The organism is Paraburkholderia dipogonis, from assembly GCF_046027395.1.
Classification (GTDB): Bacteria; Pseudomonadota; Gammaproteobacteria; order Burkholderiales; family Burkholderiaceae; genus Paraburkholderia; species Paraburkholderia dipogonis_A.
In genome coordinates this window covers 175677-197019 of sequence record NZ_JAQQEG010000005.1, presented here as the reverse complement: position 1 = coordinate 197019, position 21343 = coordinate 175677, and the positions used below count along the sequence as shown (strand labels likewise).

19 protein-coding genes are annotated in these 21343 nt (G+C 62.6%); 11 read left to right on the top strand and 8 right to left on the bottom strand.

The window, feature by feature from the left end; genetic code table 11:
* Positions 1–86: 86 nt before the first annotated feature.
* Genes PQR32_RS07570 through PQR32_RS07560 form a run of 3 tightly spaced genes read left to right on the top strand, consistent with a single transcriptional unit; the run spans position 87 to position 5929 of the window.
* A complete protein-coding gene (locus PQR32_RS07570) occupies positions 87–3278 on the top strand; it encodes an efflux RND transporter permease subunit (protein WP_408223865.1) in 3192 nt (1063 codons plus the stop codon).
* Positions 3268–4455 carry an efflux RND transporter periplasmic adaptor subunit gene (locus PQR32_RS07565; RefSeq protein ID WP_408223862.1) on the top strand — a complete coding sequence of 396 codons (1188 nt, stop codon included), beginning with the start codon at positions 3268–3270 and terminating at the stop codon, positions 4453–4455. The genes PQR32_RS07570 and PQR32_RS07565 overlap by 11 nt, the downstream gene beginning before the upstream one ends.
* Entirely contained in the window at positions 4448–5929 is a 1482-nt protein-coding gene (locus PQR32_RS07560) for an efflux transporter outer membrane subunit (RefSeq protein ID WP_408223860.1), read from the top strand. The genes PQR32_RS07565 and PQR32_RS07560 overlap by 8 nt, the downstream gene beginning before the upstream one ends.
* A 69-nt stretch (positions 5930–5998) precedes the next feature.
* Here PQR32_RS07560 and PQR32_RS07555 read toward each other — a convergent pair whose 3' ends face one another.
* Positions 5999–6460, bottom strand: a complete 462-nt coding sequence (locus PQR32_RS07555) for a hypothetical protein (RefSeq protein ID WP_408223858.1) — start codon at positions 6458–6460, stop codon at positions 5999–6001.
* Positions 6461–6665: 205 nt separating this feature from the next.
* The gene (locus tag PQR32_RS07550) at positions 6666–7541 is read right to left on the bottom strand and encodes a LysR substrate-binding domain-containing protein (RefSeq protein WP_408223855.1); all 876 of its coding nucleotides are present in this window, start codon (positions 7539–7541) and stop codon (positions 6666–6668) included.
* A gap of 117 nt (positions 7542–7658) precedes the next feature.
* On the opposite strand from PQR32_RS07550, the gene PQR32_RS07545 reads away from it, so the two are divergent.
* Together PQR32_RS07545 and PQR32_RS07540 are read left to right on the top strand one after the other, a co-directional pair.
* Positions 7659–8480, top strand: a complete 822-nt coding sequence (locus PQR32_RS07545; RefSeq protein WP_408223852.1) for an N-acyl homoserine lactonase family protein — start codon at positions 7659–7661, stop codon at positions 8478–8480.
* Positions 8481–8707: 227 nt separating this feature from the next.
* Positions 8708–10003 (top strand): MFS transporter, encoded by a 1296-nt coding sequence (locus tag PQR32_RS07540; RefSeq protein ID WP_408223849.1) that lies wholly within the window; start codon positions 8708–8710, stop codon positions 10001–10003.
* Positions 10004–10101: 98 nt separating this feature from the next.
* On the opposite strand, the gene PQR32_RS07535 is transcribed toward PQR32_RS07540, so the two are convergent.
* The 6 genes from PQR32_RS07535 to PQR32_RS07510 form a co-directional block, all read right to left on the bottom strand.
* Positions 10102–11013 (bottom strand): NAD(P)-dependent oxidoreductase, encoded by a 912-nt coding sequence (locus PQR32_RS07535; protein ID WP_408223846.1) that lies wholly within the window; start codon positions 11011–11013, stop codon positions 10102–10104.
* Positions 11014–11052: 39 nt separating this feature from the next.
* Positions 11053–12207, bottom strand: coding sequence for an alcohol dehydrogenase (yqhD, locus tag PQR32_RS07530; protein WP_408223843.1), 1155 nt, complete (start codon positions 12205–12207; stop codon positions 11053–11055).
* 99 nt (positions 12208–12306) lie between these two features.
* A complete protein-coding gene (locus PQR32_RS07525) occupies positions 12307–12915 on the bottom strand; it encodes a TetR/AcrR family transcriptional regulator (protein ID WP_408223840.1) in 609 nt (202 codons plus the stop codon).
* A 79-nt stretch (positions 12916–12994) separates the two neighbouring features.
* Positions 12995–13996, bottom strand: a complete 1002-nt coding sequence (gene pdxA / locus PQR32_RS07520) for a 4-hydroxythreonine-4-phosphate dehydrogenase PdxA (RefSeq protein ID WP_408223837.1) — start codon at positions 13994–13996, stop codon at positions 12995–12997.
* On the bottom strand, positions 13993–15336 hold the full coding sequence (locus tag PQR32_RS07515; protein ID WP_408223834.1) for a four-carbon acid sugar kinase family protein: 1344 nt from the start codon (positions 15334–15336) through the stop codon (positions 13993–13995). Before PQR32_RS07515 ends, pdxA begins: the two co-directional genes overlap by 4 nt.
* Positions 15333–16328 (bottom strand): 2-keto-3-deoxygluconate permease, encoded by a 996-nt coding sequence (locus PQR32_RS07510; RefSeq protein ID WP_408223831.1) that lies wholly within the window; start codon positions 16326–16328, stop codon positions 15333–15335. Before PQR32_RS07510 ends, PQR32_RS07515 begins: the two co-directional genes overlap by 4 nt.
* Before the next feature lie 343 nt (positions 16329–16671).
* Here PQR32_RS07510 and PQR32_RS07505 point away from each other — a divergent pair, with 343 nt between their 5' ends.
* The 6 genes from PQR32_RS07505 (at position 16672) to PQR32_RS07480 (ending at position 21267) form a co-directional block, all read left to right on the top strand.
* Complete coding sequence (locus PQR32_RS07505) at positions 16672–17472, top strand: DeoR/GlpR family DNA-binding transcription regulator (protein ID WP_408223828.1); 801 nt, start codon at positions 16672–16674, stop codon at positions 17470–17472.
* A gap of 482 nt (positions 17473–17954) precedes the next feature.
* Complete coding sequence (locus tag PQR32_RS07500; protein WP_408223825.1) at positions 17955–18944, top strand: CobW family GTP-binding protein; 990 nt, start codon at positions 17955–17957, stop codon at positions 18942–18944.
* Positions 18945–18969: 25 nt separating this feature from the next.
* Positions 18970–19473, top strand: coding sequence for a DUF1097 domain-containing protein (locus PQR32_RS07495; protein WP_408223822.1), 504 nt, complete (start codon positions 18970–18972; stop codon positions 19471–19473).
* Between the two features lie 25 nt (positions 19474–19498).
* Entirely contained in the window at positions 19499–20242 is a 744-nt protein-coding gene (nthB, locus tag PQR32_RS07490; RefSeq protein WP_408223820.1) for a nitrile hydratase subunit beta, read from the top strand.
* Positions 20243–20275: 33 nt separating this feature from the next.
* Positions 20276–20917, top strand: coding sequence for a nitrile hydratase subunit alpha (gene nthA, locus PQR32_RS07485; protein WP_408223817.1), 642 nt, complete (start codon positions 20276–20278; stop codon positions 20915–20917).
* Positions 20918–20919: 2 nt separating this feature from the next.
* Entirely contained in the window at positions 20920–21267 is a 348-nt protein-coding gene (locus tag PQR32_RS07480; protein ID WP_408223814.1) for a nitrile hydratase accessory protein, read from the top strand.
* The last annotated feature ends 76 nt before the right edge of the window (positions 21268–21343 follow it).

Sequence of the window (21343 nt, the reverse complement as noted above, 5' to 3'; positions counted from 1 at the left end):
TACAAGCACACGGCTGCGCGTCATCGCACGCCGCGCTAGCCTCCGCCAAGACACTCTTACGTTTTACCCCAAGCTCTGGAATTCTCATGCTCGGCCTAGTCCGTATCGCCCTTCGGCGACCCTACACCTTCGTAGTCCTGGCGATCTTCATCCTCATCATCGGTCCTTTGTCCGCGATGAGGACGCCAACCGATATCTTTCCGGATATCAGGATTCCCGTGATCAGCGTCGTGTGGCAGTACACGGGTCTGCCGCCGGACCAGATGGTCGGCCGCATCACCTCGCCATTCGAACGCACGCTGACGACCACTGTGAACGACGTCGAGCATACCGAGGCGGAATCGGTCGCCGGCTTCGGGATCATCAAGATCTTCTTCCAGCCGGGCGTGAATATCAGCACGGCGAACGCGCAGGTGACTTCGGTTGCGCAAACTCAATTGCGGCAGTTGCCTGCAGGTACGACGCCTCCTCTGATCCTGAACTACAACGCGTCGACCGTGCCGATCATCCAGCTGGCGCTATCCGGCAAGGGACTCTCTGAACAGAACCTCGGTGACCTTGGCCTGAATGCGGTGCGCCCGATTCTCACGACGGTCGCAGGCGCAGCGATTCCTTACCCGTTCGGCGGCAAGACACGTCAGGTGCAAATCGACGTCGACCCGGCGGCACTCCAGGCGCGGGGCTTGTCCGCACAGGATGTCGCCAATGCGCTTGCCGGCCAGAACCTGATTACGCCGGTCGGCACAGAAAAGATCGGTGACTACGAGTACACGTTGCAACTGAACAATGCACCGTCGCAAATCAAGGCGTTGGGCGATCTGCCGGTCAAGGCGGCCAATGGCACCACGGTCTATATTCGTGACATTGCGAATGTGCGCGACGGCAGCCCGCCGCAGACCAATATCGTGCACGTCGACGGCCGGCGCTCGGTACTGATGTCGGTGCTCAAGAACGGTTCGGTTTCGACGCTCGGCATCATTTCCGGCATCAAGGAGCGGATTGCAGCAGGTAAGGCGTCATGGCCCGATAATCTGCAGATCGAGCCCATCGGCGACCAGTCGCTGTTCGTACGCGCGGCGATTACCGGCGTGGCGCGCGAGGGGGTGATCGCGGCTGTGCTGACGAGCCTGATGATCCTGCTGTTCCTTGGCAGTTGGCGCTCGACAATCATCATCGCAACCTCGATCCCGCTCGCAATCCTCGGCTCCATCGCCACGCTGTCCGCGCTCGGCGAGACGTTGAACATCATGACGCTTGGCGGTCTCGCGTTAGCGGTGGGGATTCTGGTCGACGATGCCACGGTGACCATCGAAAACATCAACTGGCACCTCGAGCATGGCAAGGAGGTGGAGACGGCTATTCTCGACGGCGCCGCGCAGATCGTCACGCCGGCGTTCGTCTCGCTGCTGTGTATCTGCATCGTGTTCGTGCCGATGTTCTTCCTGAACGGCGTCGCGCGGTTCCTGTTCGTACCGATGGCTGAAGCGGTGATCTTCGCGATGATCTCATCGTTCATCCTGTCGAGAACCCTTGTGCCGACGATGGCCAAATACCTGCTGAAACAGCATGTGCAGGACGAGCACGCCCAGGACACGAAGCGCCCCGGTCCGCTCGGGCGTTTCCAGCGCGGCTTCGAAGCGCGCTTTGAAAAGGTGCGCAGCGCCTACCGCAGGTTGCTCGAACTCGCGCTGACCCACCGGCGTCCGTTCGTCAGTGGCTTCCTCGGCTTTGTCGTCCTCTCGTTCGCGCTGGTGCCGTTCCTCGGCCGCAACTTCTTCCCTTCGGTCGATTCCGGACAAATCCTGATGCATGTGCGCGCACCGGTCGGCGTTCGCGTTGAAAAAACCGCGCAGATCTTTGCGGATGTCGAAGGCGCGATCCGCCAGATCGTTCCGCCCGCGGACCTCGGCACCGTGGTCGACAACATGGGCCTGCCGGTCAGCGGCATCAATACCGCGTACAACAACACCGGTACGGTCGGCTCGCAGGACGGCGACATCCAGATCGCGCTGAACGAAGGCCATCGTCCAACCGACGAGTATGTTCGCGTCATGCGCGAGAGATTGCCGCGAGAATTCCCGGGCGTCACGTTTTCGTTCCCGCCGGCGGACATCATCAGTCAGATCCTGAACTTCGGCTCGCCGGCGCCGATCGACCTGCAGATTCGCGGCAATAACCTGAACGCCAACTTCGCGTATGCGGACCGTCTGCTGCGCCAGGTTCGCGATGTGCCGGGTGTGGTCGATGCGCGGATCGAGCAGTCGCACGGCAACCCGACCTTCAACGTCGATGTCGACCGCACACGCGCGCAATTGCTCGGCATCACCGAGCGGGACGTGACGAACAGTATGGTGGTGAACCTCGCGGGTTCCAGCCAGGTCGCGCCCACGTTCTGGCTGAACAACGCGAACGGGGTGTCTTATCCGATCGTGATGCAAACGCCGCAATACAGCCTCGATTCGCTCGCCGCCCTGCAAAATCTGCCGATCACGGCCAGCGGCGGAAGCACCGCCCAGATCCTCGGTGGTCTGGCGACAGTCGAGCGCACCAGCAGCAATGAGGTGGTCAGCCAGTACAACATCCAGCCCATGGTCGAGATCTTCGCGACCACCCAGGGCCGCGACCTCGGCGCGGTGGCATCCGATATCCAGCGCATCGTGCATGACAACGCCAGCACCTTGCCGAAGGGCTCCGCCGTTGCGCTGCTGGGCCAGGTGCAGACGATGAACAGCGCCTTTGCCGGCATGTTGTTCGGCCTGCTAGGTGCGGTGGTGTTGATCTATCTGCTGATCGTGGTCAATTTCCAGTCGTGGGCCGACCCGTTCGTGATCGTGACCGCGTTGCCTGCCGCGCTGGCGGGTATCGTCTGGATGCTGTTCGCAACCCACACGACGCTCTCGGTACCGGCATTGACCGGTGCGATCATGTGCATGGGGGTGGCGACGGCCAACTCGATTCTGGTCGTCAGTTTCTGCCGCGAACGTTTTGCCGTCCACGGCGACCCGTTCAAGGCCGCGCTCGAAGCGGGCTTTACGCGTTTTCGCCCTGTGCTCATGACCGCGCTCTCCATGATCATCGGCATGATGCCGATGGCGCTCGCCCTCGGCGAAGGCGGCGAGCAAAACGCGCCGCTTGGCCGCGCAGTGATTGGCGGTCTGCTGTTTGCCACCACCGCTTCGCTGTTCCTCGTCCCCGTCATTTTTTGTATCGTGCACGCGCGCCCCGGGCGCGCGGCTACCCCGGCATCCGTCTCGGGAGGTCCCGCTCATGTCGTCTGAATCTACTTTTCCCACTAACACATCGTCGCGCCGCCCGCTTCTGGTAGCAGGCGTGGTCGGCCTGCTGGTCGTCTTAGGCATCGTCGTCGCCGGCCTGACGCTGCGAGCCGCCGATGCCCGCAAACTGAAAACCTGGACCGACGCCCAGGCCATACCGACCGTCAACGTGATCCAGCCCTTGCGCGACGCCAACGGCCCCTCGCTGCAGCTGCCCGGCCGCCTCGAAGCATTTACGCGGGCGCCGATTTTCGCGCAGGTCAGCGGCTATCTGAAATCATGGAGTGTCGACATCGGCGCGCCGGTCAAAGCGGGCCAGGTACTCGCCGAAATCGAAACGCCCGAGCTCGACCAGCAATTATTGCAAGCGCGCGCGGATCTCCAGAGTGCGCAGGCGAATGCCTTGGTCGCGGGTACGACCGCGAAGCGCTGGGAAGCGCTAAGCGGCACCGATTCCGTCGCCCAGCAGGATGTCGATCAGCGCACCGCTGATTACACCGCCAAGGAAGCGATCGTCGCGGCCGCGAAGGCCAACGTGGACCGCCTCGTCGCCACCAAGGCTTTCGCGCGCATCGTCGCGCCATTCGACGGCGTGGTGACCGCCCGCGATACCGACGTCGGCGCGTTGGTCAACGCCGGCAGCGGCGGGGTCGGACAGGAGCTGTTCGCAGTCTCCGACGTCAAGCAGTTACGCGTGTATGTCCAGGTGCCGCAGAACTACGCACCGGCGATCCACGACGGCACGACCGCCATCCTGACCGTCCCCGAGTATCCCGGCCAGCAGTTCACCGCGCGCGTGATTGCAGCGGCAGACTCGGTCAATTCGAGCTCGGGAACGACGCTGGTTCAACTGCTGGTCGACAACGCCAACGGCAAGCTGCTGCCGGGTGGGTTCGCCAGCCTGAAATTCTCCCTGCCCGCTTCCGCCGATTCGCTCCGTGTACCGGCCAGCGCGCTCGTCTTCGATAGCCGCGGCGTCGTGGTCGCCACGCTCGGCGCGAACGGTCACGTGCTGTTCAAACAGGTGAAGATCAACCGCGACCTGGGCGACTCGGTGGAGATCGGCTCAGGGCTCGCCGCAACGGATCGCGTGATCGATACACCGCCCGACGGACTCGCTGACGGCGACAGCGTGCAAGTGGCGACAGCGACCGACAAGAAGGCAGCCGCACATGGTTAAGTATGGACTTCCGACGCTTCTCGCGAGTGTCGTCGCGCTCTGCGCCTGCTCGCTCGCGCCGCAATATCAGGTCCCGCCGACGCCGGTCGCAGCGCAATACAAGACCGTTGGCCCCTGGACCACGGCACAGCCCGCCGACCGGATCGACCGCAACGGCTGGTGGAAGATGTATGGCGACGCACAGCTCGACGATCTCGAAACACGTCTGCTGGCGAACAACACCGACTTGCGCGCGGCGTACGCACACTATGCGCAAGCGCAGGCCTTCGTGGCGCAGGTCGAATCGGGACTGTATCCGTCGATTAGTGTGAGCGCTGTGCCGCAGCGCGATCGCCAGTCCGACACCCGGCCGTTGCGCGCTGGCGGCCCGAACGACTACAACTCCGTCACGCTTGGCGGCGAAATCAACTATGACCTCGACCTCTGGGGCCGCGTGCGCGACTCCGTGGTGGCCGGCAAGGACGAGGCGCAGGCGACCCAGGCCGATCTGGCCTCGGTCAGGCTGAGCCTGCAGGTCGAACTCGCGGACAGTTGCCTCCGCTTGCGCGGCCTCGACCAGCAAACCGAGTTGTTGAACGAGACTGTCGTGGCGTATACGAAGGCGCTGCAACTCACTGAAACGTTGCACAACAGCGGGATCGTGTCGGGCCTCGACGTTTCCCGGGCGCAGACGCAACTTTCCTCGGCGAAGTCGCAGCTGTCGCAGAACCTGGCGCAACGGGCACTGATTGAACACGCGATCGCGGTCCTGGTCGGAACCTCTGCGTCAGAATTCAGCCTGCCGCCCCAGACCGCCGCCATCGCGTTGCCGGCGATTCCAACCGGCCTGCCGTCGACGCTGCTGCAGCGAAGGCCCGACGTCGCTGCAGCGGAACGCCGGGTGGCCGAGGCCAACGCAAAGATTGGCGTCGCACGGGCGGCCTACTTCCCGGACATCATGCTGAGCTTGCAGGGCGGTGTGCAAAGCGCAGCGTACGCCGGCCTCGTTAGCGCGCCCAATCTGTTCTGGGCGGTCGGCCCGCAGATCGTGCAGTACGTGTTCGACGGCGGGTACCGTCGTGCGCAACTCGACTCCGCCAAGGCGGCAACCGAAGAAGCGGGAGAACGCTACCGCGGCGTGGTGCTGTCTGCATTCCAGCAGGTTGAAGACAACCTTGCCCTGCTGTCGTATCTCGGCACTGCGTTGGGTGAGCAACGGGATGCAGCCAACGCCGCGCAGTACTCGGTCGACCTCGCGTTGCGTCAATATCGCCAGGGCGTGGTGGGCTACCTCGATGTCGTGCAGGCGCAGACGGTCGCACTCGAAGCACAACGCAGCGTGCTCGATATCCAGACGCGCCAGTTGAGCGCGAACGTGCAACTCCTGCATGCGCTCGGCGGTGGATGGTCGAGCGATGAACTGGCTCAAGCGGCTGCGGCGCCGGCACTCGTCGCAACAGCAACGGCAACGGCAACGGCACCCAGCGCCAATTGAACGCCGCAGCGCGGCGCGGGAACGGCAGCCCCGTATGGTTGGCTACTACGGAGCGCGTTCCCTGCCGGACTATTGCAACCTGTTGGCGGTCGCGGAAACGTTGAACCCGGAGTCGTCGCGGCGATCAGTCGGCCGTGCGTCTTCCGAGACTGGCGAACGAAGGTTGCTTCTGTTCAACCTGGCAAATCGCGCTTTGGCCTCGATCACGTGTCGGGTCGCAGCCGCCGTCAGTTGCTGATCGTGAATGGCGAGGATTTCCTCAAGCATACTCGCGACCTCCGCACTGACTTGCCACACGCCGTCACGCTGTGCCCTGCCAGCAGCTTGATCCAATGCAGTCTCGGCACGCCGATACAAATCGACAGATGCATTACCGAATCCGACCTCTTGTAAGTAGTACGTCAGATAGACGGCTCTGTTCAACTCACTGATCAGATGAGCGTTTCCTTGCCCTTTGCGGCAGACCGCAAGCGCAAGGTGATTTGCAAGCGAGATCTCAGAGGCAGCTCGCCTCGTCATTGGGAGCAGCATCTCCTTGCTCAGGTGACGCCGACCAAAAGAAGCGCGGCCCGTGGGCCGGCGAGTGCTATGGGACATTGAAAGTGTATCGACTAGAGAGTTGCGAAACGGCCCTACTGGCCCGCGAATCATCGACATTCACGGTTGGGCCGCGTCAATTCTATAGCGATATCGACGAGGCTGCATTTACGATAAATTTGCAACGGCACTGTGCCGCTTAGCCACTATTGAATTCCAGGGCCACTTGCAAAAAAGCCTGGATCAGCCGGATCCGCACCGAAGAGCGTCCCCATATCAACCCGACCACGCGCTTCTGAAAGGGATGCGGCAGCGGCCATTTGGCAAGCGATAGATCGGCAGGTGGTTTTGTCGTCCAGTCGGGCACGAGCGAAACGCCGAGACCGCGGTCCACCAACGCGGCAATCGCGCCGAGCCCGTCGAGCTCGCAGCGTTGATGCGGCGTAATGCCATGTTGCCGCAGGTAGCTCTCGGCGAGTTGCCCACCGACAACATTGCGGTCATAACGGAGAAACGGTTCCGTCTGCAACGTGACGTGCGGATCCGTCACCTTCATCGCGGCAGGCGTCAGGAGCACGAGCGGCTCTTCCCTGAACGTGTGCCAGTCGCAACTTTTCGGTAGATTGAACGGCGGTCGTGCGACGACCGCGGCATCGAGATCACCACTGACCACTTTCCGGTACAGGTCGTGCGAGGTGCCAGGCTCGAGATAAAAGTCGATTCCAGGGTGACGCGCCAGCAGTTCGGCAAGCATGACGGGGATCAGACTCGTCATCATCGTTCCCATGCCGCCGAGGCGCAGTTGCCCACCCAGCATTGACGGATTGTCCAGATCCGACTTCAGGTCGCGGATGTCGTGCAGCACCTTGCGAGCGCGTTCGAGGATGCGCTCGCCGGCCTCCGTCGTACCGACCGTGCGTCCGCAGCGGCGCACGAGTTGGCCGCCCAACTCCGTCTCGAGCATCTTCACGCGCTGTGCCACCGCGGCCGGCGTCAGATCGAGCCGGCGGGCGGCTTCCGCGATCGAGCCAAATTCGACCACGTAGACAAAGCTCTGAAGATAGCGGGAGTCCATCGAAAGAAATTTTATGTTTTGAAGAAAGTAAAGACTACTTCTTCTGAGGGGCGATGACTAGCATACTCGTCGCAACGTCGACCGGGAGCCTGGCGGTCCATAAATAGGAACGAGACGATGACTGTGTCAGCCAGCCTGTCCGGCACGACTGAAACGCTTGTGAAAAGCGTTGCGCTGTTCAACCTCGGCACACTGATCAACGACCAGTCGTCGTTGACGATGCGGCGCGGAATGGGCACGCGCGTCGAGGTTCCCGTGACCGGCGCGTTGATCGAAATGACGGACGGTGAACATATTCTGTTCGATACCGGCCTTCTGCCGCATGACTGCGAACGCGATGACGGCGCCGATCCCTGCCTGTCGATGAAGCGCTTCTCCGAAATGATCGCGCGCTATGACCGACGGGACGACATTCGCGCCCGGCTGGCCGACCTCGGTCGTACCCCGGAGGATGTCAAGATCGTCATCAACAGCCACTTCCACTGGGACCACTCGGGCGGCAACCGGTTATTCCCGCACGCGCGCTTCCTGGTACAGGGTTCGGAATACCGCTTTGCATATCAGCCAGACAGCTTTGCCGCGCGGCCGTACGAGCGCGCCTACTTTGATTGCGACATCGACTATGAACTGTTGCGCGGCGATCAGGTGATCAAGCCCGGCGTGGCCGTGCTCACGACACCGGGCCACACGCCGGGACATCAATCGTTGATGGTGCGTCTGCCGTCGGGATCGCTCATGCTCATGTCCGGCGACGCCGTGTTCTGCCCGGCCAATCTCGAACCCGATTCGCCGCCCGGCAATGCGCACACAACGGAACAGGCGATCGCATCGATCGCGCGGCTGCGCCTGCTGTGCGAGTTCTTCGGCGGTGAACTGGTGATCTGCCACGATCCCGACTTCTGGAAGAAGTGGCAACCGGCGCCGTATCGATACACGTGAGTCGGAAGGTTTGGCCCCAAATGCTCAACGCGGCGCCAGATCGGATTTAATTCTTGCGCTGCCTGAGCAGAATTTCGTGCAGTGCCTCGCATGCTGGGACGGCTAAGACCGTCGCGATGCAACGCCGGGATAGTTAGCAAGACGTAGCGATACAAAGATAAACACGTGTTGTCGCGCTGGGCTAGTTGCCGCCTTGTCGCCGTGCACGCGAAACATGGAGACAGACGATGAAGCAAAGATGGTTTCGCTTACTGCCCGTAATGATGATGACCCTTATCATCGCGTTCATGGACCGCACCAACATCGGCTTTGCGATTCCGTCGATGGGCAAGGAGCTCGGGCTGACCGCCTCGATTCTCGGATTTGCGTCGGGCGTGCTGTTTCTCGGCTACGGTGCTTCGCAGGTTCTGGGCGGCTGGATCGCCGACAAGGGCCACGGCAAGGTGTTGATCGCCATGCTGATGGTGCTGTGGGGAGTGATCGAAATGGCGCAGGGGTTTGTGCACAATGCGCAGGAGCTGGTCGCGGTTCGCTTCGCCATCGGCGTATTCGAAGGCGGCATCTTCCCGACGTTCCTGCTGTTCGTCAGGAACTGGTTCGCGCCGTCCGAGCGCGCTCGCGCAAATGGCATCTGGCAACTTTGCTACCCGTTCGCCGCGATGGCGAGCGGTCCTATCGCCGGCTACATCCTGAAACTCGGCGACTGGCGCACGTTGTTCATCGTCGAGGGCGTATTCCCGCTCGTATGGGTATTTGTGTGGCTGTGGGGCGTGGCCGATTCGCCGCGCAACGCGAAGTGGTTGAAAACCGCCGATCGCGCGCAACTGCTCGAACACCTCGACTCGGAAAACAAACGGCACGCGTCGCAAGCGCCGTCGCCAATCCCAGTGTCCTTCGGCTCGCAGTTGCGGCGTCCGGCAGTGTGGCTCTTTGCAACGGCGATCCTGCTTTGGAACACCGGCTTCCTCGGCTTCGTGATCTGGCTGCCTAGTGTGATTCATCAACAGCCGGGGCTTTCGCCGACGGACATCGGCTGGCTCTCATCGATTCCCTACGCGTTCGCGATCGTGCTCATGCCGATCCTGACTTACTGGTCCGACCGCAAACTGGACCGGCGGCTCTTTTCCGCGATACCGCTGGCCATTTCCGGCCTGGCCCTCCTGGCTGGCGGCGAGACCTTTGAGTCCAATACGTTCGTCGCGAACATGGCGCTGCTCGTGATCGCCGGCGCGACGCTTTACGGATCGCAGCCGGTACTCTGGTCGATCGCGACCGATCTCGTGCCCCCCGAAGTGACGGCCCGAATCAGCGGCATGATCAACGGTATCGGCATGATCGGGGCATTTGGAGGGCCTTACTTTGTCGGCTTCGCGCGCTCGTTGACCAACTCGTTTTCCGCCGGACTGTTGGTAATGGGCCTCTGTCTGATTGGCACAAGTGCGTTCGTGATGTTGATCAAGGAAACCGCGAGACCACGACGTCAGCGTGACACGACGGCGGAGCCGAATATGGGCCGTAGCTGAGCCAGGAATAGCAGCCTGGATCCGCCCATAGTCGACATCCCCACTCGCGCGCTGTTCGACACGTCGAATGCCGCTCATGGCGAGCGGCATCGTGCCCATTACGCTCGGCCGCCGTGAAGCGCGTTGCTCAAGCCGGCATCGGACAACGCACAAAGCGCCACCGCCGACCAGTCATGTTCAGCGCCGAGCCCTTGCGAGCGCAACGTCAGGAACCGGTCGTGGACGAGACTTGCCAAAGGGAGCGGAACGCCCAGTGCCTCAGCGGCCGCCAGCATCAGGCGGTTGTCCTTCTGGCCGAGCGGCAACGAGAAGCCAGGCGGCTGGAATTGCTGCGACGCAATCAGCGGGCCGTAGATCTTGTATGGCGGCGCATTGAAGTTGGCACTCGTCAACAGCTCGACCAGACGCATCGGATCGATGCCGGCCTTGCCCGCTACGGCACAGGCTTCGCCCAGCGTTTCGATGATCACGGACAGCATGAAATTGCCGATCAGCTTCACCAGATTGGCCTGCGAAGGATCGTCGCCGACAATGCCGACCGACTGCCCAAGCGTTTCGAGAAGCGGCACGGCAACCTTGAGGTGCTCGTCGGCTCCGGCCGCCATGATGAACAGCTTGCGCGCCGCCGCGGCATCGGGCCGGCCGAACACCGGCGCGGACACGAAGGCAAGCCCCGCTTCACGGTACTTCGCAGCGTGATCCTGCGCGGCGGAGACACTGATCGTGCTCATCGAGATGTGCAGCGCACCGGGTTTCAGCGTGGTGGCGATGCCCGCCTCGCCGAACGTGACCGCTGCGTGCGCTGCATCGTCGGCCACCATCGTGAACACAACGTCGGCCCCCAGCGCCGCCTGCGCGGGACTCGACGCGACGCTCGCCCCTGCTTCGCGCAGCGGTTCGGCGCGGCCCGGACTACGATTGAAAACCTGCACGTTGTGTCCGGAGTCGATCAGGTTTTTCGCAATCGCTGCGCCCATCGAGCCAAGTCCTACAAATCCAATTTTCATCATGCCATTCCAAGTGATCAGCCGCGCGAATGCGGGCCCGTTTCAGACTGCAAATTGATAGACCTGACGGCTCACGTCGAGCGTCACGTCGCCGTGTTCGCCCAAGGCCGTCATCCCGTGCTCTTCGAGCTTCGCGATCAGCGTCCCGATTGACTGGCCGCCAATCTGGTAGTCGCGCAGGCGGGTTCCTACCGACATGCGTTCGAAGAACACGCGGGTCGCTGTGATCGCCGCACTGATACGCTCGTCCTCGCTACCCTCGGCGATGTTCCAGACGCGTTCGGCGTACTGCAGCAGCTTCGCGCGCTTCGACTCGCGGCGCACGCTCAGCATGGCCGGCAGCACGATGGCGAGCGTCTGTGCGTGATCGAGTCCGTGCAGCGCCGTGATCTCGTGACCGAGCATGTGGGTCGCCCAGTCCTGCGGCACGCCGGCGCCGATCAGGCCGTTCAGTGCAAGCGTTGCCGTCCACATCAGGTTGGCCCGCACCGCATAGTTGTGCGGCTCGGCAAGCGCTTGCGGGCCGACTTCAGTCAGCGTGATCAGCAGGCCTTCAGCGAAACGGTCCTGCACCCTGGCGTCCACCGGATAGGTCAGGTACTGCTCGACGATATGAACGAACGCGTCGACGACACCGTTGGCAATCTGCCGCGGCGGCAACGAATAGGTGGTGGTCGGATCGAGCACCGAGAAGACCGGATAGGTCGCCTCGCTACGGAACGGCAGCTTGTCGCCTTTCGCGCGGTGGCTGATCACGCCGCCATTGTTCATCTCCGAACCGGTGGCGGGCAGCGTCAGCACGCTGCCGAACGGCATCGCGCCGCGGATCTCGGCCTGCTTCGCGAGAATGTCCCACGGTTCGCCGTCGAACTTCACCGCGGCAGCGATGAACTTGGTGCCGTCGATCACCGAACCGCCACCTACCGCCAGCAGAAAATCGATGTTCTTCTCACGGGCGAGCGCAACCGCTTCCATCAGCGTTTCGTAAGTGGGATTCGGCTCGATGCCGCCGAACACGTGCCACGCGCGCTCACCGAGTGCCGCCTGCACTTGCGCGAGCACACCGTTGCTCTTGATGCTGCCGCCGCCGCACGTAATCAGCACTCGCGCGTTGGGCGGGACGTGCGCATCGAGTGCGGCAATCTGGCCTTCGCCGAAAATGATTCGTGTGGGGTTATGAAACGTAAAGTTCTGCATTGAATCTCTTTTCCTTACATTGAAATGACCGGTCGTCTTAAAACGAAGCAAACGGCCGCCCGGATCGAAACCAGACGCCGTTCAAACCAGCGACGACCGTTACTGCGGGGATTTGAAAAACAGATCGAACATTGAATGCACGCAAGCCCTCAGTGGCTCGACCGAGTCATCCAGCTTCATTCGCAACAGGCTGCCTTCCCACGCGTTCCAGAACAGGTCAGCCATGGCTTCAGCTGAAAGATCGTGCCGCACGGAGCCGTATTCCTGGCCGCGGCGCAAATAATCGGCACAGCCGACACGCCATTCATTGACTGTCGTGCGCGCGGCGAGCCGGCACAGATCGCTCGACTGCGCGATCTCGCCTGCAAAGTTGCCGACCAGACAACCGTAGCGGTCGTCACAGTCTTCGTAGTCGGCAACGATGTGCGCGTAGATCCCGCGAAGCGCGAGTAGCGGATCGGATGACGCGGCTTGGAGCGAATACCGCTTCCATTCAGCGGCCTGCTCCTGCGCGTAGTGATGCAGGATCGCCGCGCCGAATGCCTCTTTGCTCTCGAAGTAGTTGTAGAACGAGCCCTTCGGCACGCCGGCACGCTCGACGATGTCTTTGACGCCGGTGCCGTGATAACCCGTTTCGGCGAACAGCGCGACACCCGCTTCGAGTAGCCTTTCGCGAAAGTCTTCAGTGCGTCGTGTGTGCATAACCATGACAACTACAGCCCTAAGGGCACGGTGTCGCTCCGCGCGAGCGGGCGGCACCGCGCACGTACATCGATTTCTAGCCGCGTCAGGCGCGGCGCGTCGCGAGTTCGGCGCCTTGACGCAGTGCTTCGAGCAGGCTGCGTTCGTCAGCGATGCCTTTGCCCGCGATATCGAACGCCGTGCCGTGATCGACCGAGGTACGGATCACATCGAGGCCGACCGTCACGTTGACGCCGGCTTCGAGGCCGAGCACCTTGACCGGACCATGGCCCTGATCGTGGTACATCGCCACCACCAGATCGAAGTCGCCGCGTCCCGCACGGAAGAACAGCGTGTCGGCCGGGAGCGGGCCTTCGATGTCCCAGCCGCGCTCACGCAAGACCTGCACGGCCGGAACGATTTTTTCCTCTTCCTCGCCGTAACCGAACAGGCCGTTTTCGCCGGCATGCGGGTTGATGCCGCACACGGCGATGCGCGGATTGGCAATGCCCGCCTTCACCAGCGTCGCGTGGCCTCGCTCTAGCGTGCGCTGCACGAGGCCCGGTTCGATCTTGCGGATCGCATCGATAATGCCGATGTGGGTCGTCACGTGAATCACGCGCAGTTTCGGCGCGACCAGCATCATCGACACCTCCTCGATGCCCGTGAGGTGCGCGAGCATTTCAGTGTGGCCGGGATACTTGTGACCGCCGGCGTGCAACGCTTCCTTGTTCAGCGGCGCCGTGCAGATCGCATCGATCTCGTCGGCCTTCGCGAGTTCGACGGCGCGCGCGATGTACTGATACGCGGCGTCGCCTGCGAGCGCCGACAGCGCGCCGAAAGGCAGGTCGGCAGGAATCAGCGCGAGGTCGATGCAGTCGATGGTGCCCTGCTCATATTGCGCATCCGCCGGCGTCGCGATGCGGCGCACTTTCGTGCTGCCGCCGACAATCCGGTTGGCCTGCTCGAGGCGCGCCGCATCGCCGATGACGAGCGGGCGGCACTGCCGGTAGACGGACTCGTGCGTCAAGCTCTTGACGACGATTTCCGGACCCACGCCGGCTGCGTCGCCCATCGTGATGCCGATGACTGGAAGATAGTTGCTCATGATGTTTTGCCTGAATGACGTTGGTTCGTTTCGCGAGCCGGCGAAGGTGCTGTGGTGCCGCTCGGGTGTGCCGATCCGGACTCGTTGTGAGCGAACTCCGGTGTGCCCCGCAGATGAAGGTAGGCGCCGTACAGCGCGTGCTCGCTGCCAAAGGCGCCGGCTTTGGTGACGACGGTGAGGCGCGGATTGCCGTGCGGGCGGCCCACCGCCACGCCCGGCTCGATTTCCGAAAGCAATTGCAGGCTGTCGATGCCGGCTGTACCGAGCATCGCGCGCGCGGTTTCGCCGCCGGTCGCGATCAAGCCGCTCAGATGCGTGAAAAACGGTGCCACGAGTGAAGCGAGCGCCGCCGACAATTGGGCGCCTTCGGCGGGATCGAACAGATTGTCGCGACCAATTCGCACCAGCAAGTCGGTGTGCGCGCTCAGATGCGCGCCGACGCGCGCTTGCCAGCCCGCCCACTCCGGATGAGGCTCGCCCGCACGCAGCACGACCGGCGGCACGATCAGCTCGCTCATGCCCGCACGCTCGCGCAGCATCGCGCATTGCTGTTCCGAGACGGCCGACAGGCTGCCCACCAGAATCAGGATCGCGCTTCTCTGCTGCACCGGCTCCGGCGGCACGTCTTGTGCTGCTTCCGGGGCAACATCGAAGAGATCGCTCAACGACGCCAGCTCACGAGCCAGACCGCCTGAGCCGACCCAGAACAGGGCTTCGTCCATCGACGCCGTCGCCTGCGCGAGTGCTCTCAAATCCGCATCCGTTTCCGCATCGACGATGAGCGCCTGCGCGCCACTGCTCGCCACCGCGGCAATGGCATCGCGCAACGCTGTGGGATCGCCACGCAGCGCGTCGACACCCAGCGCCGCGGTGCGCAAGCCGACCGCCTCGACCATGGCGTTGAGGTCGGCGGAAAGCGCGGCGTGTTCGAGCTTCCACGTTTCCGTGTTTTCGAGCGGCACGCCGCGCACGAACACGCGGCCCTCACGCACGGTGCGCCCGGTGGCGGGAAAGGCCGTGGCAACGATCGCGAGGCCCGCGAGCGGCTGCAACGCGGCCACTTCCGCAGCCCAGTTACCGCGCAAGGTCGAATCGATTTTCTTGTACAGACGCCGTCCCGGCCCGCGCTGCGCCAGCCACGCGGCGCAGGTGCAGTGCGCGGCTTCGGCCGGCGGCATGCGGCGCGTGTCGGTATCCACCGCGATCACCTCCGCCGCGCCCATCGCGCGCGACGCGTTCAGCGTCACCGCCGTACTGCGCCCCGCTCCCGCAAACGCAATCGCGCAGTCGGCGGCGCCGGACAGGTCGTCGGCGATGATCAGAATGCTCTTGTTGTTCACTGGCTCACCTCCAATGCAGCCGCGCGGCTGGCGTCGGTCTGCTTGCCAATCCGCTTTGCGACGGCCGCAGTGAGGATCGGCGACACGATCGCGGTCACGACGACGCACGAGGCGACCAGCAAAGTCGCGCTCTTCGCGGCCTCGGCATAGACGGGGTTGGCCGCTGCAATCAGCGCCGGTACGGCCGCTCCGTTGCCTGCCGTGTTGGCTGCCGCCACGCCTGCGACACCCGTGCCGCCAGTCAGCCGATCGGTCAAATACAGGGGGATGCCCGTCACGATCACCACCGCGACGCCGAGGCCGATGCCGAGCAAGCCGGCTTGCCATACTTTGTGCAGGTCGAGGCTCGCGCCCAGCGCCAAGGCGAAGAACGGGATCATCACAGGCACAGCGCGGCCGAGAAAGTTGCGCATCTCACGGTCCAGATTGCCGAGCAGCATGCCGGCCGCGAGCGGGAGGATGCTGCCGACCAGCGTCTGCCACGGAAACGCCGACAGCCCGGCTACGCCGAGCGTGACCATCGTCAGGAACGGGCCGGATTCGAGCGACATGATCGTGTAAGCGCCGACGTCTTCAGACTTCCCATATTGACCCATCAACGCCATGTACAGGCCGCCGTTCGTGTCGTTCATCGCGGCAACCACCGCCAGCGTCGACATGCCCGCGAACAGGCCGGACGAAACCGGCTGCTCACCCAGAAAGTGGCCCAGCACGACACCCACCAGAATCGCGGACCCAACCTTCGCCGCGAACAGCGCCCCGCCCTTCTTGAGCAGATAAGGCGTTGCCTTCACATCGATCGACGAGCCCATGCACACATAGAACACGGCGAGAATCGGCAGCGCGCCGGTAAACAACGCGTTCGTGAACGAGCCGAAGAACTTCGGCATGTCCGGCAAGAAGGTGGCGATCATTGCGCCGAACAACAGCGGGACGATCATCATCCCGCCCGGAACGCGTTCGATCGCGCGCTTGATAGGTAGCTGAGCCATTATTGTCTCCTGTTTGAAAATGATCGAAACAATCATGTTAAGTTGATCGATTCAATCATTCGGAGTGTACGCGACGGGACGCCTGTGCGCAATCCGGTCATTGTTATCCGGTCAAGGTCGGCAAATTCGCCAAACAAGTGTGTCAAGGCGTAGCGCGGGCCGAAATTGATCGAATCGATCACATTGAGCCAAAAACACTCGCCTGCCGTAACGACGTCGCGGGCGCAGCGCGCCCCGCCCCGTGCGCGTTGCTCCGGCAGCCGGTTTGATTACACTTACGCCCGTTGGCGCCTTTCCTCTCTATTGCGCGCACCGTTCGCATGACCCGCTACCCTCTATCACCATGAAAGTTACGAACCGCCGCGAGGCAATGCTGAAGGCCGTCCTGTCCGGCATGAACGACGTAGGCGCCCTGTGCGAGCATTTCGGCATGTCCGAAGCAACGGTGCGCCGCGACCTGCGCGCGCTCGCCGACGAACGGCTCATCGTGCGCACGTATGGGGGCGCGGCCGCCTCGGTCGGAATTCACGAACCCGAGGAGTCGCTCGATCTGCGGCGCGAAAGCTTCCGCGAGCAAAAGGATGCGATTGCGCAGGTGGCGGTGAGCCACGTCCAGGACGGCGACACCATCTTTCTCGACGGCGGCACCACCACCGCTGCAATGGCCCGGCTGCTGGCCGGCCGCCGCGACATTCGCGTGGTCACCAACAACCTGCTGGCAATTGGCCTGCTCGCATCTAGCGACGTGCCAGTCACGCTGATCGGCGGTGACCTGCGGCCCTCGAGCATGAGCACGCTTGGGCCGCTCGCGCAGATCGCGTTGAACCGCCTGTCCGTCGACAAGGCCTTTCTTGGCGCAGACGGTGTAGTCGCCGGCCGTGGGCTCTGCGAGGCGACCGCCGAGCAGGCCTATCTGAAGGAATGCATCATCAGGCAGGCAGCCAACGTCTTCGTGCTGGTGACGTCGCACAAACTGGATCGCGCGAGCCAGCAGCACTGGACACCACTCGAACGCGACTGGACCCTGGTGACCGATGCTCAACCGGGCGCGCCGGAATTGGCAACGTTCATGCTGCACGGCGAAGTGACGATCGAAAGCGCCTCGCAGGAGGCGCGCCAGCCTCTGCCTCACGGAAAGTCATAGGGTCTTTCAGGCGTCGGCGCCGCGCGGCCCTTACCGACCACGCAGTCGCACAGGACAGCCGCGAAGTTTCATAAGTGACTGACAGGCCAATCGATCTGTCGAAAGCGGCTTTGATCTGGCAATCCAGTTTGGCTTTGCTGCCCGACAAACACCTCAATGCGCGACGTGTGATGTCGAACCGGCGATTCCGTGGCGAGGCGCACAGCAACAGTAGAGTCTTCCAGGTGGTCATCTCCACCGCGGCGCATCTTTACGAAACATTCCGCACCGTCGCGGGGCATCGAGTCCCACCATTGCACCAGCGCTCGGCGTCGTATTGATGTCGCATCAGCGACCCGTTTTGTCCTCAATTTCCGTCTCGGACAAAAACCGCCACATTTTCCGTGCATTCGGGACAAGCTGATTTCCGGCACAGACGGATGACGGCGACAGGCCTGGTACTCGCTCTATTGAGTCAGTCTCGATCAGCAACGGACTCTCTCATGAATCGCACACCCACACCGCTCAAGCTTCCCGTCACCATCATCTCCGGGTTTCTCGGCGCGGGTAAAACCACCCTCGTCAATCAGCTACTGCAGCAACGGGCGCCGGGATCAATCGGCGTGGTCGTCAACGAATTCGGCGAAGTCGGCATCGACGGTCAACTGATCGTCGCCGAAGAACAGGCGCTGGTCGAAATCAATAACGGCTGCGTGTGCTGCACGGTGCGCGCGGACCTCGTCGGCAGTGTGAAAGCGCTGCTCGCGCGTCCGCAGACCGGCGCGGCGCCCATGCAGCGCCTGATCGTCGAGACATCCGGACTCGCCGATCCGGCACCGGTCCTGCAAACGTTCCTCGCCGATCCCGACCTGCGCGAAGCCGTGGATCTCGAATCGGTCGTCACTGTGGTCGACGCACTGCATCTGCGCCGACAACTCGATGACGACATTGCGCGCGAACAGGTGGCGTTCGCCGACGTCATTCTGATCAACAAGCTCGACCTGATCACGGAAGGCGAGCTAGTCGCCGTCGAACGGACGATCCGTTCATTGAATCCAACCGCCGCCATCATCACCTCGACCCGTTCGCAAATCCGCGCGGACGCTCTGCTGGGTATGCGCCGCTTCTCGCTCCCCACGCTGCTCGCGATCGAGCCCGATCTGCTCGACGAAGGCGCTCACGACCACGAACACGACACGTCGATTCAATCGTGCGCGCTGGTCGAAAAGGGCGACCTCGATGCCACGCGCTTTAACCGTTGGATCAACGAACTCGTACAGCAGCAAGGCCAGCAACTGATGCGGATGAAAGGCGTCCTCAACTTCCACGCCGAAGCGCGACAGTTCCATTTCCATAGCGTGCATATGTTGCTGGAAGCCGAACCCGGACGCGCATGGCAGAAGGACGAGCCGCGCGAGAACAAGTTCGTGTTCATCGGCCGCAATCTGGATTTTCCGCGACTACGCGAATCGTTTCTCAGCTGTATCCACTAGCCCAACTTATCTCGAGGAGTCTGCAATGAAGAAGACTGATGCGCTTACCGTCAGTATCGGCGTGCTCGCCGTCGTCGACACCTATGTCACGGCAACGGTGTTTCCGGTCCCCGTATGGGTCACGTTTATCGCGTGGGCATCGTTCTTCGTGGTCGGCGGCGGTCCGCGTGGCTTCGTGCAGAGCGTCGCGTCGAATCTCACCGGCCTCGTCATCGCGTCGCTCTCGCTAATGGCGATCGCCAATAGCGGTCCGGCCCCGCTCGCCGCAGCGATCTGTGTCGGTGTCGGGAGTGCGGCAATGGTGCAGGTGTCAAAACTGAAGCTGCTGAATGTACTGCCCGCTGTCGTGTGGGGCTTCGCTTCGACGGTCGGCACCACAGTCGCCACCGGTAAGGCGATTACCACGGTCGGCATCCAGAATCCCGCGTTGGCGGCCGCCGCCGCGCTCGTCACCGGCGCTGTCTTCGGCATCGTCTCCGAAGCGTTCGGCGAAGCACTGTGCCGCAAGCCCCAGGCCCAACTCAACTGACCTAACACTTCAGGAACCGCACACCATGAAACTACAGCACAGCCTTGGCGGGCTCGAAAATCTCGGACCCGTCAATGTCGAGACACGGGTTTTCGTCGAGCCGTGGGAGAAGCGAATTTTCGGCATTCATACGGTGATGATGGCGGAAAGCACGCATCTGTCGGACGCGCTGCCAAAGTACCCGGTGGCGACGCTGCCTACCACGTTCAGGAATACGTGGACCTGGGCGTCGCTGCGCACCGGCGCCGAAGGCATGCAGCCGTTCGAATACTTCAAATACCGCTACTACGAAAAGTGGCTGATGGGCATTTCTCAATTCTTCATCGATCAGGGTTATGTATCGGCCGACGAGCTCGCGCAAAAGACCGCGCATTACCGCGCCCAACCAGATGCGCCGCTGCCTGCGCAGCCGAATCCGGCCATTGCCACGCAGATCAACGACTACCTTGCAAAAGGCGATTCGGGGCTGAACGCACTGAAACGGACGCCGCGTTTCGAACCCGGCGCCCAGGTGTGCATCGCTGATCCAGCCGCCGTCGATCACACGCGTTTACCGGGCTACCTGCGCAACAAGCGCGGTCTGATCGACTTCGTCTATCCGGGCGCCTATTCCTACTTTGTTTCGACCGGGCCCGACGGCATCGGCGAGCCGATGCCCGTCTATCGCATTGCATTCAAGGCCGAGGACATTTGGGGCAAGGACAAGAGCGAACCCAACACGACGATCTACGCTGATTTATACGAAGCGTATCTCGATGCATCGAACTGAATCTCTACACCCATCATCTGGCATGGAACTAACATGAGCGAACTTTTCAAATATGACGACGAGCGCGAGACCGCGAGCGCGGCCAAGGTACGAGCGCTCGAAGCGCTTCTGATCGAGAAAGGGGTGCTGGGCAGCGACTCGGTCGATACCGTGCTGGCCCATTTCGAAACGATGGCTGGCCCGTTCAATGGCGCGAAAATTGTGGCGCGCGCGTGGATCGATCCGGCGTTCAGAGAACGCCTCGTCGAAGACACACCGAAGGCGATTGCGGAAATGGAGTTCCCGGCCGGGATGGAAGGCGCGGAAGGCGAACACATGGCCGCAGTCGCCAACGGCGACGGCGTTCACAATCTCATCATCTGCACGCTCTGCTCCTGTTATCCCTGGCCCGTGCTGGGTCTGCCGCCCTATTGGTACAAGGACCCGGTGTTCCGCGCGCGCGGCGTGCGCGAACCGCGCGCCGTGCTGAAGGAGTTCGGCGTGCCGGTTTCGGACGACACGGAAGTCAAGGTGTGGGACAGCAGCGCCCAAATCCGCTGGTTCGTCATCCCGGAGCGACCCGCCGGCACCGAAGGCATGAGCGAAGCGGAACTGGCCGCGCTCGTGACACCCGAAGCGATGATGGGTGTGGCGCTGGTGCCCTCGCCTTCTGCGTCGCCGCGGCCGGCGGTCTGATCATGTTTACCCGGTTCGAGGAATATGCCGCCTCCAGCATGCTTGGACATCCGGACTCTCCGCCGCGCATGCAAGGCAAACTGCTGTTCGACAAGCCATGGGAACGGCAGGTATTCGGGCTCGCGCTTTCGCTGTCGAAGGCGGGGCACTTCGAGTGGGAAGACTTCCGCCAGAATCTCATCGAGTCGATCGCCGAATGGGAAGACGGATACTGCGCGGGGCAGCCGCCGTGGGATTACTACGAGCGCTTTCTGCTCGCCCTCGAAAAAACCGTGACGCAGGCTGGGGTGCTGTCGGCCACAGACATGGCGTCGCTGAATCTGCACGCATTGCGTCCGTCCAGTAACTGAGCCGTGCCCTTGCTTCCGGCGTTCAGACAAGGGCTCGAGAACGCTCGCCATATCGCGTAACGAAGTTTCATCAGGA

Excerpts from the sequence above, each read along its gene's own strand:
- pdxA (WP_408223837.1), bottom strand. The coding sequence starts at position 13,996 with ATGAGCAACTATCTTCCAGTCATCGGCATCACGATGGGCGACGCAGCC.
- PQR32_RS07500 (WP_408223825.1), top strand. The coding sequence starts at position 17,955 with ATGAATCGCACACCCACACCGCTCAAGCTTCCCGTCACCATCATCTCC.
- PQR32_RS07550 (WP_408223855.1), bottom strand. The coding sequence starts at position 7,541 with ATGGACTCCCGCTATCTTCAGAGCTTTGTCTACGTGGTCGAATTTGGC.
- PQR32_RS07570 (WP_408223865.1), top strand. The coding sequence starts at position 87 with ATGCTCGGCCTAGTCCGTATCGCCCTTCGGCGACCCTACACCTTCGTA.
- PQR32_RS07560 (WP_408223860.1), top strand. The coding sequence starts at position 4,448 with ATGGTTAAGTATGGACTTCCGACGCTTCTCGCGAGTGTCGTCGCGCTC.
- PQR32_RS07525 (WP_408223840.1), bottom strand. The coding sequence starts at position 12,915 with ATGGTTATGCACACACGACGCACTGAAGACTTTCGCGAAAGGCTACTC.
- PQR32_RS07495 (WP_408223822.1), top strand. The coding sequence starts at position 18,970 with ATGAAGAAGACTGATGCGCTTACCGTCAGTATCGGCGTGCTCGCCGTC.
- PQR32_RS07545 (WP_408223852.1), top strand. The coding sequence starts at position 7,659 with ATGACTGTGTCAGCCAGCCTGTCCGGCACGACTGAAACGCTTGTGAAA.
- PQR32_RS07510 (WP_408223831.1), bottom strand. The coding sequence starts at position 16,328 with ATGGCTCAGCTACCTATCAAGCGCGCGATCGAACGCGTTCCGGGCGGG.
- nthA (WP_408223817.1), top strand. The coding sequence starts at position 20,276 with ATGAGCGAACTTTTCAAATATGACGACGAGCGCGAGACCGCGAGCGCG.
- PQR32_RS07555 (WP_408223858.1), bottom strand. The coding sequence starts at position 6,460 with ATGCTGCTCCCAATGACGAGGCGAGCTGCCTCTGAGATCTCGCTTGCA.
- PQR32_RS07480 (WP_408223814.1), top strand. The coding sequence starts at position 20,920 with ATGTTTACCCGGTTCGAGGAATATGCCGCCTCCAGCATGCTTGGACAT.
- PQR32_RS07540 (WP_408223849.1), top strand. The coding sequence starts at position 8,708 with ATGAAGCAAAGATGGTTTCGCTTACTGCCCGTAATGATGATGACCCTT.
- nthB (WP_408223820.1), top strand. The coding sequence starts at position 19,499 with ATGAAACTACAGCACAGCCTTGGCGGGCTCGAAAATCTCGGACCCGTC.
- PQR32_RS07565 (WP_408223862.1), top strand. The coding sequence starts at position 3,268 with ATGTCGTCTGAATCTACTTTTCCCACTAACACATCGTCGCGCCGCCCG.
- yqhD (WP_408223843.1), bottom strand. The coding sequence starts at position 12,207 with ATGCAGAACTTTACGTTTCATAACCCCACACGAATCATTTTCGGCGAA.
- PQR32_RS07535 (WP_408223846.1), bottom strand. The coding sequence starts at position 11,013 with ATGATGAAAATTGGATTTGTAGGACTTGGCTCGATGGGCGCAGCGATT.
- PQR32_RS07505 (WP_408223828.1), top strand. The coding sequence starts at position 16,672 with ATGAAAGTTACGAACCGCCGCGAGGCAATGCTGAAGGCCGTCCTGTCC.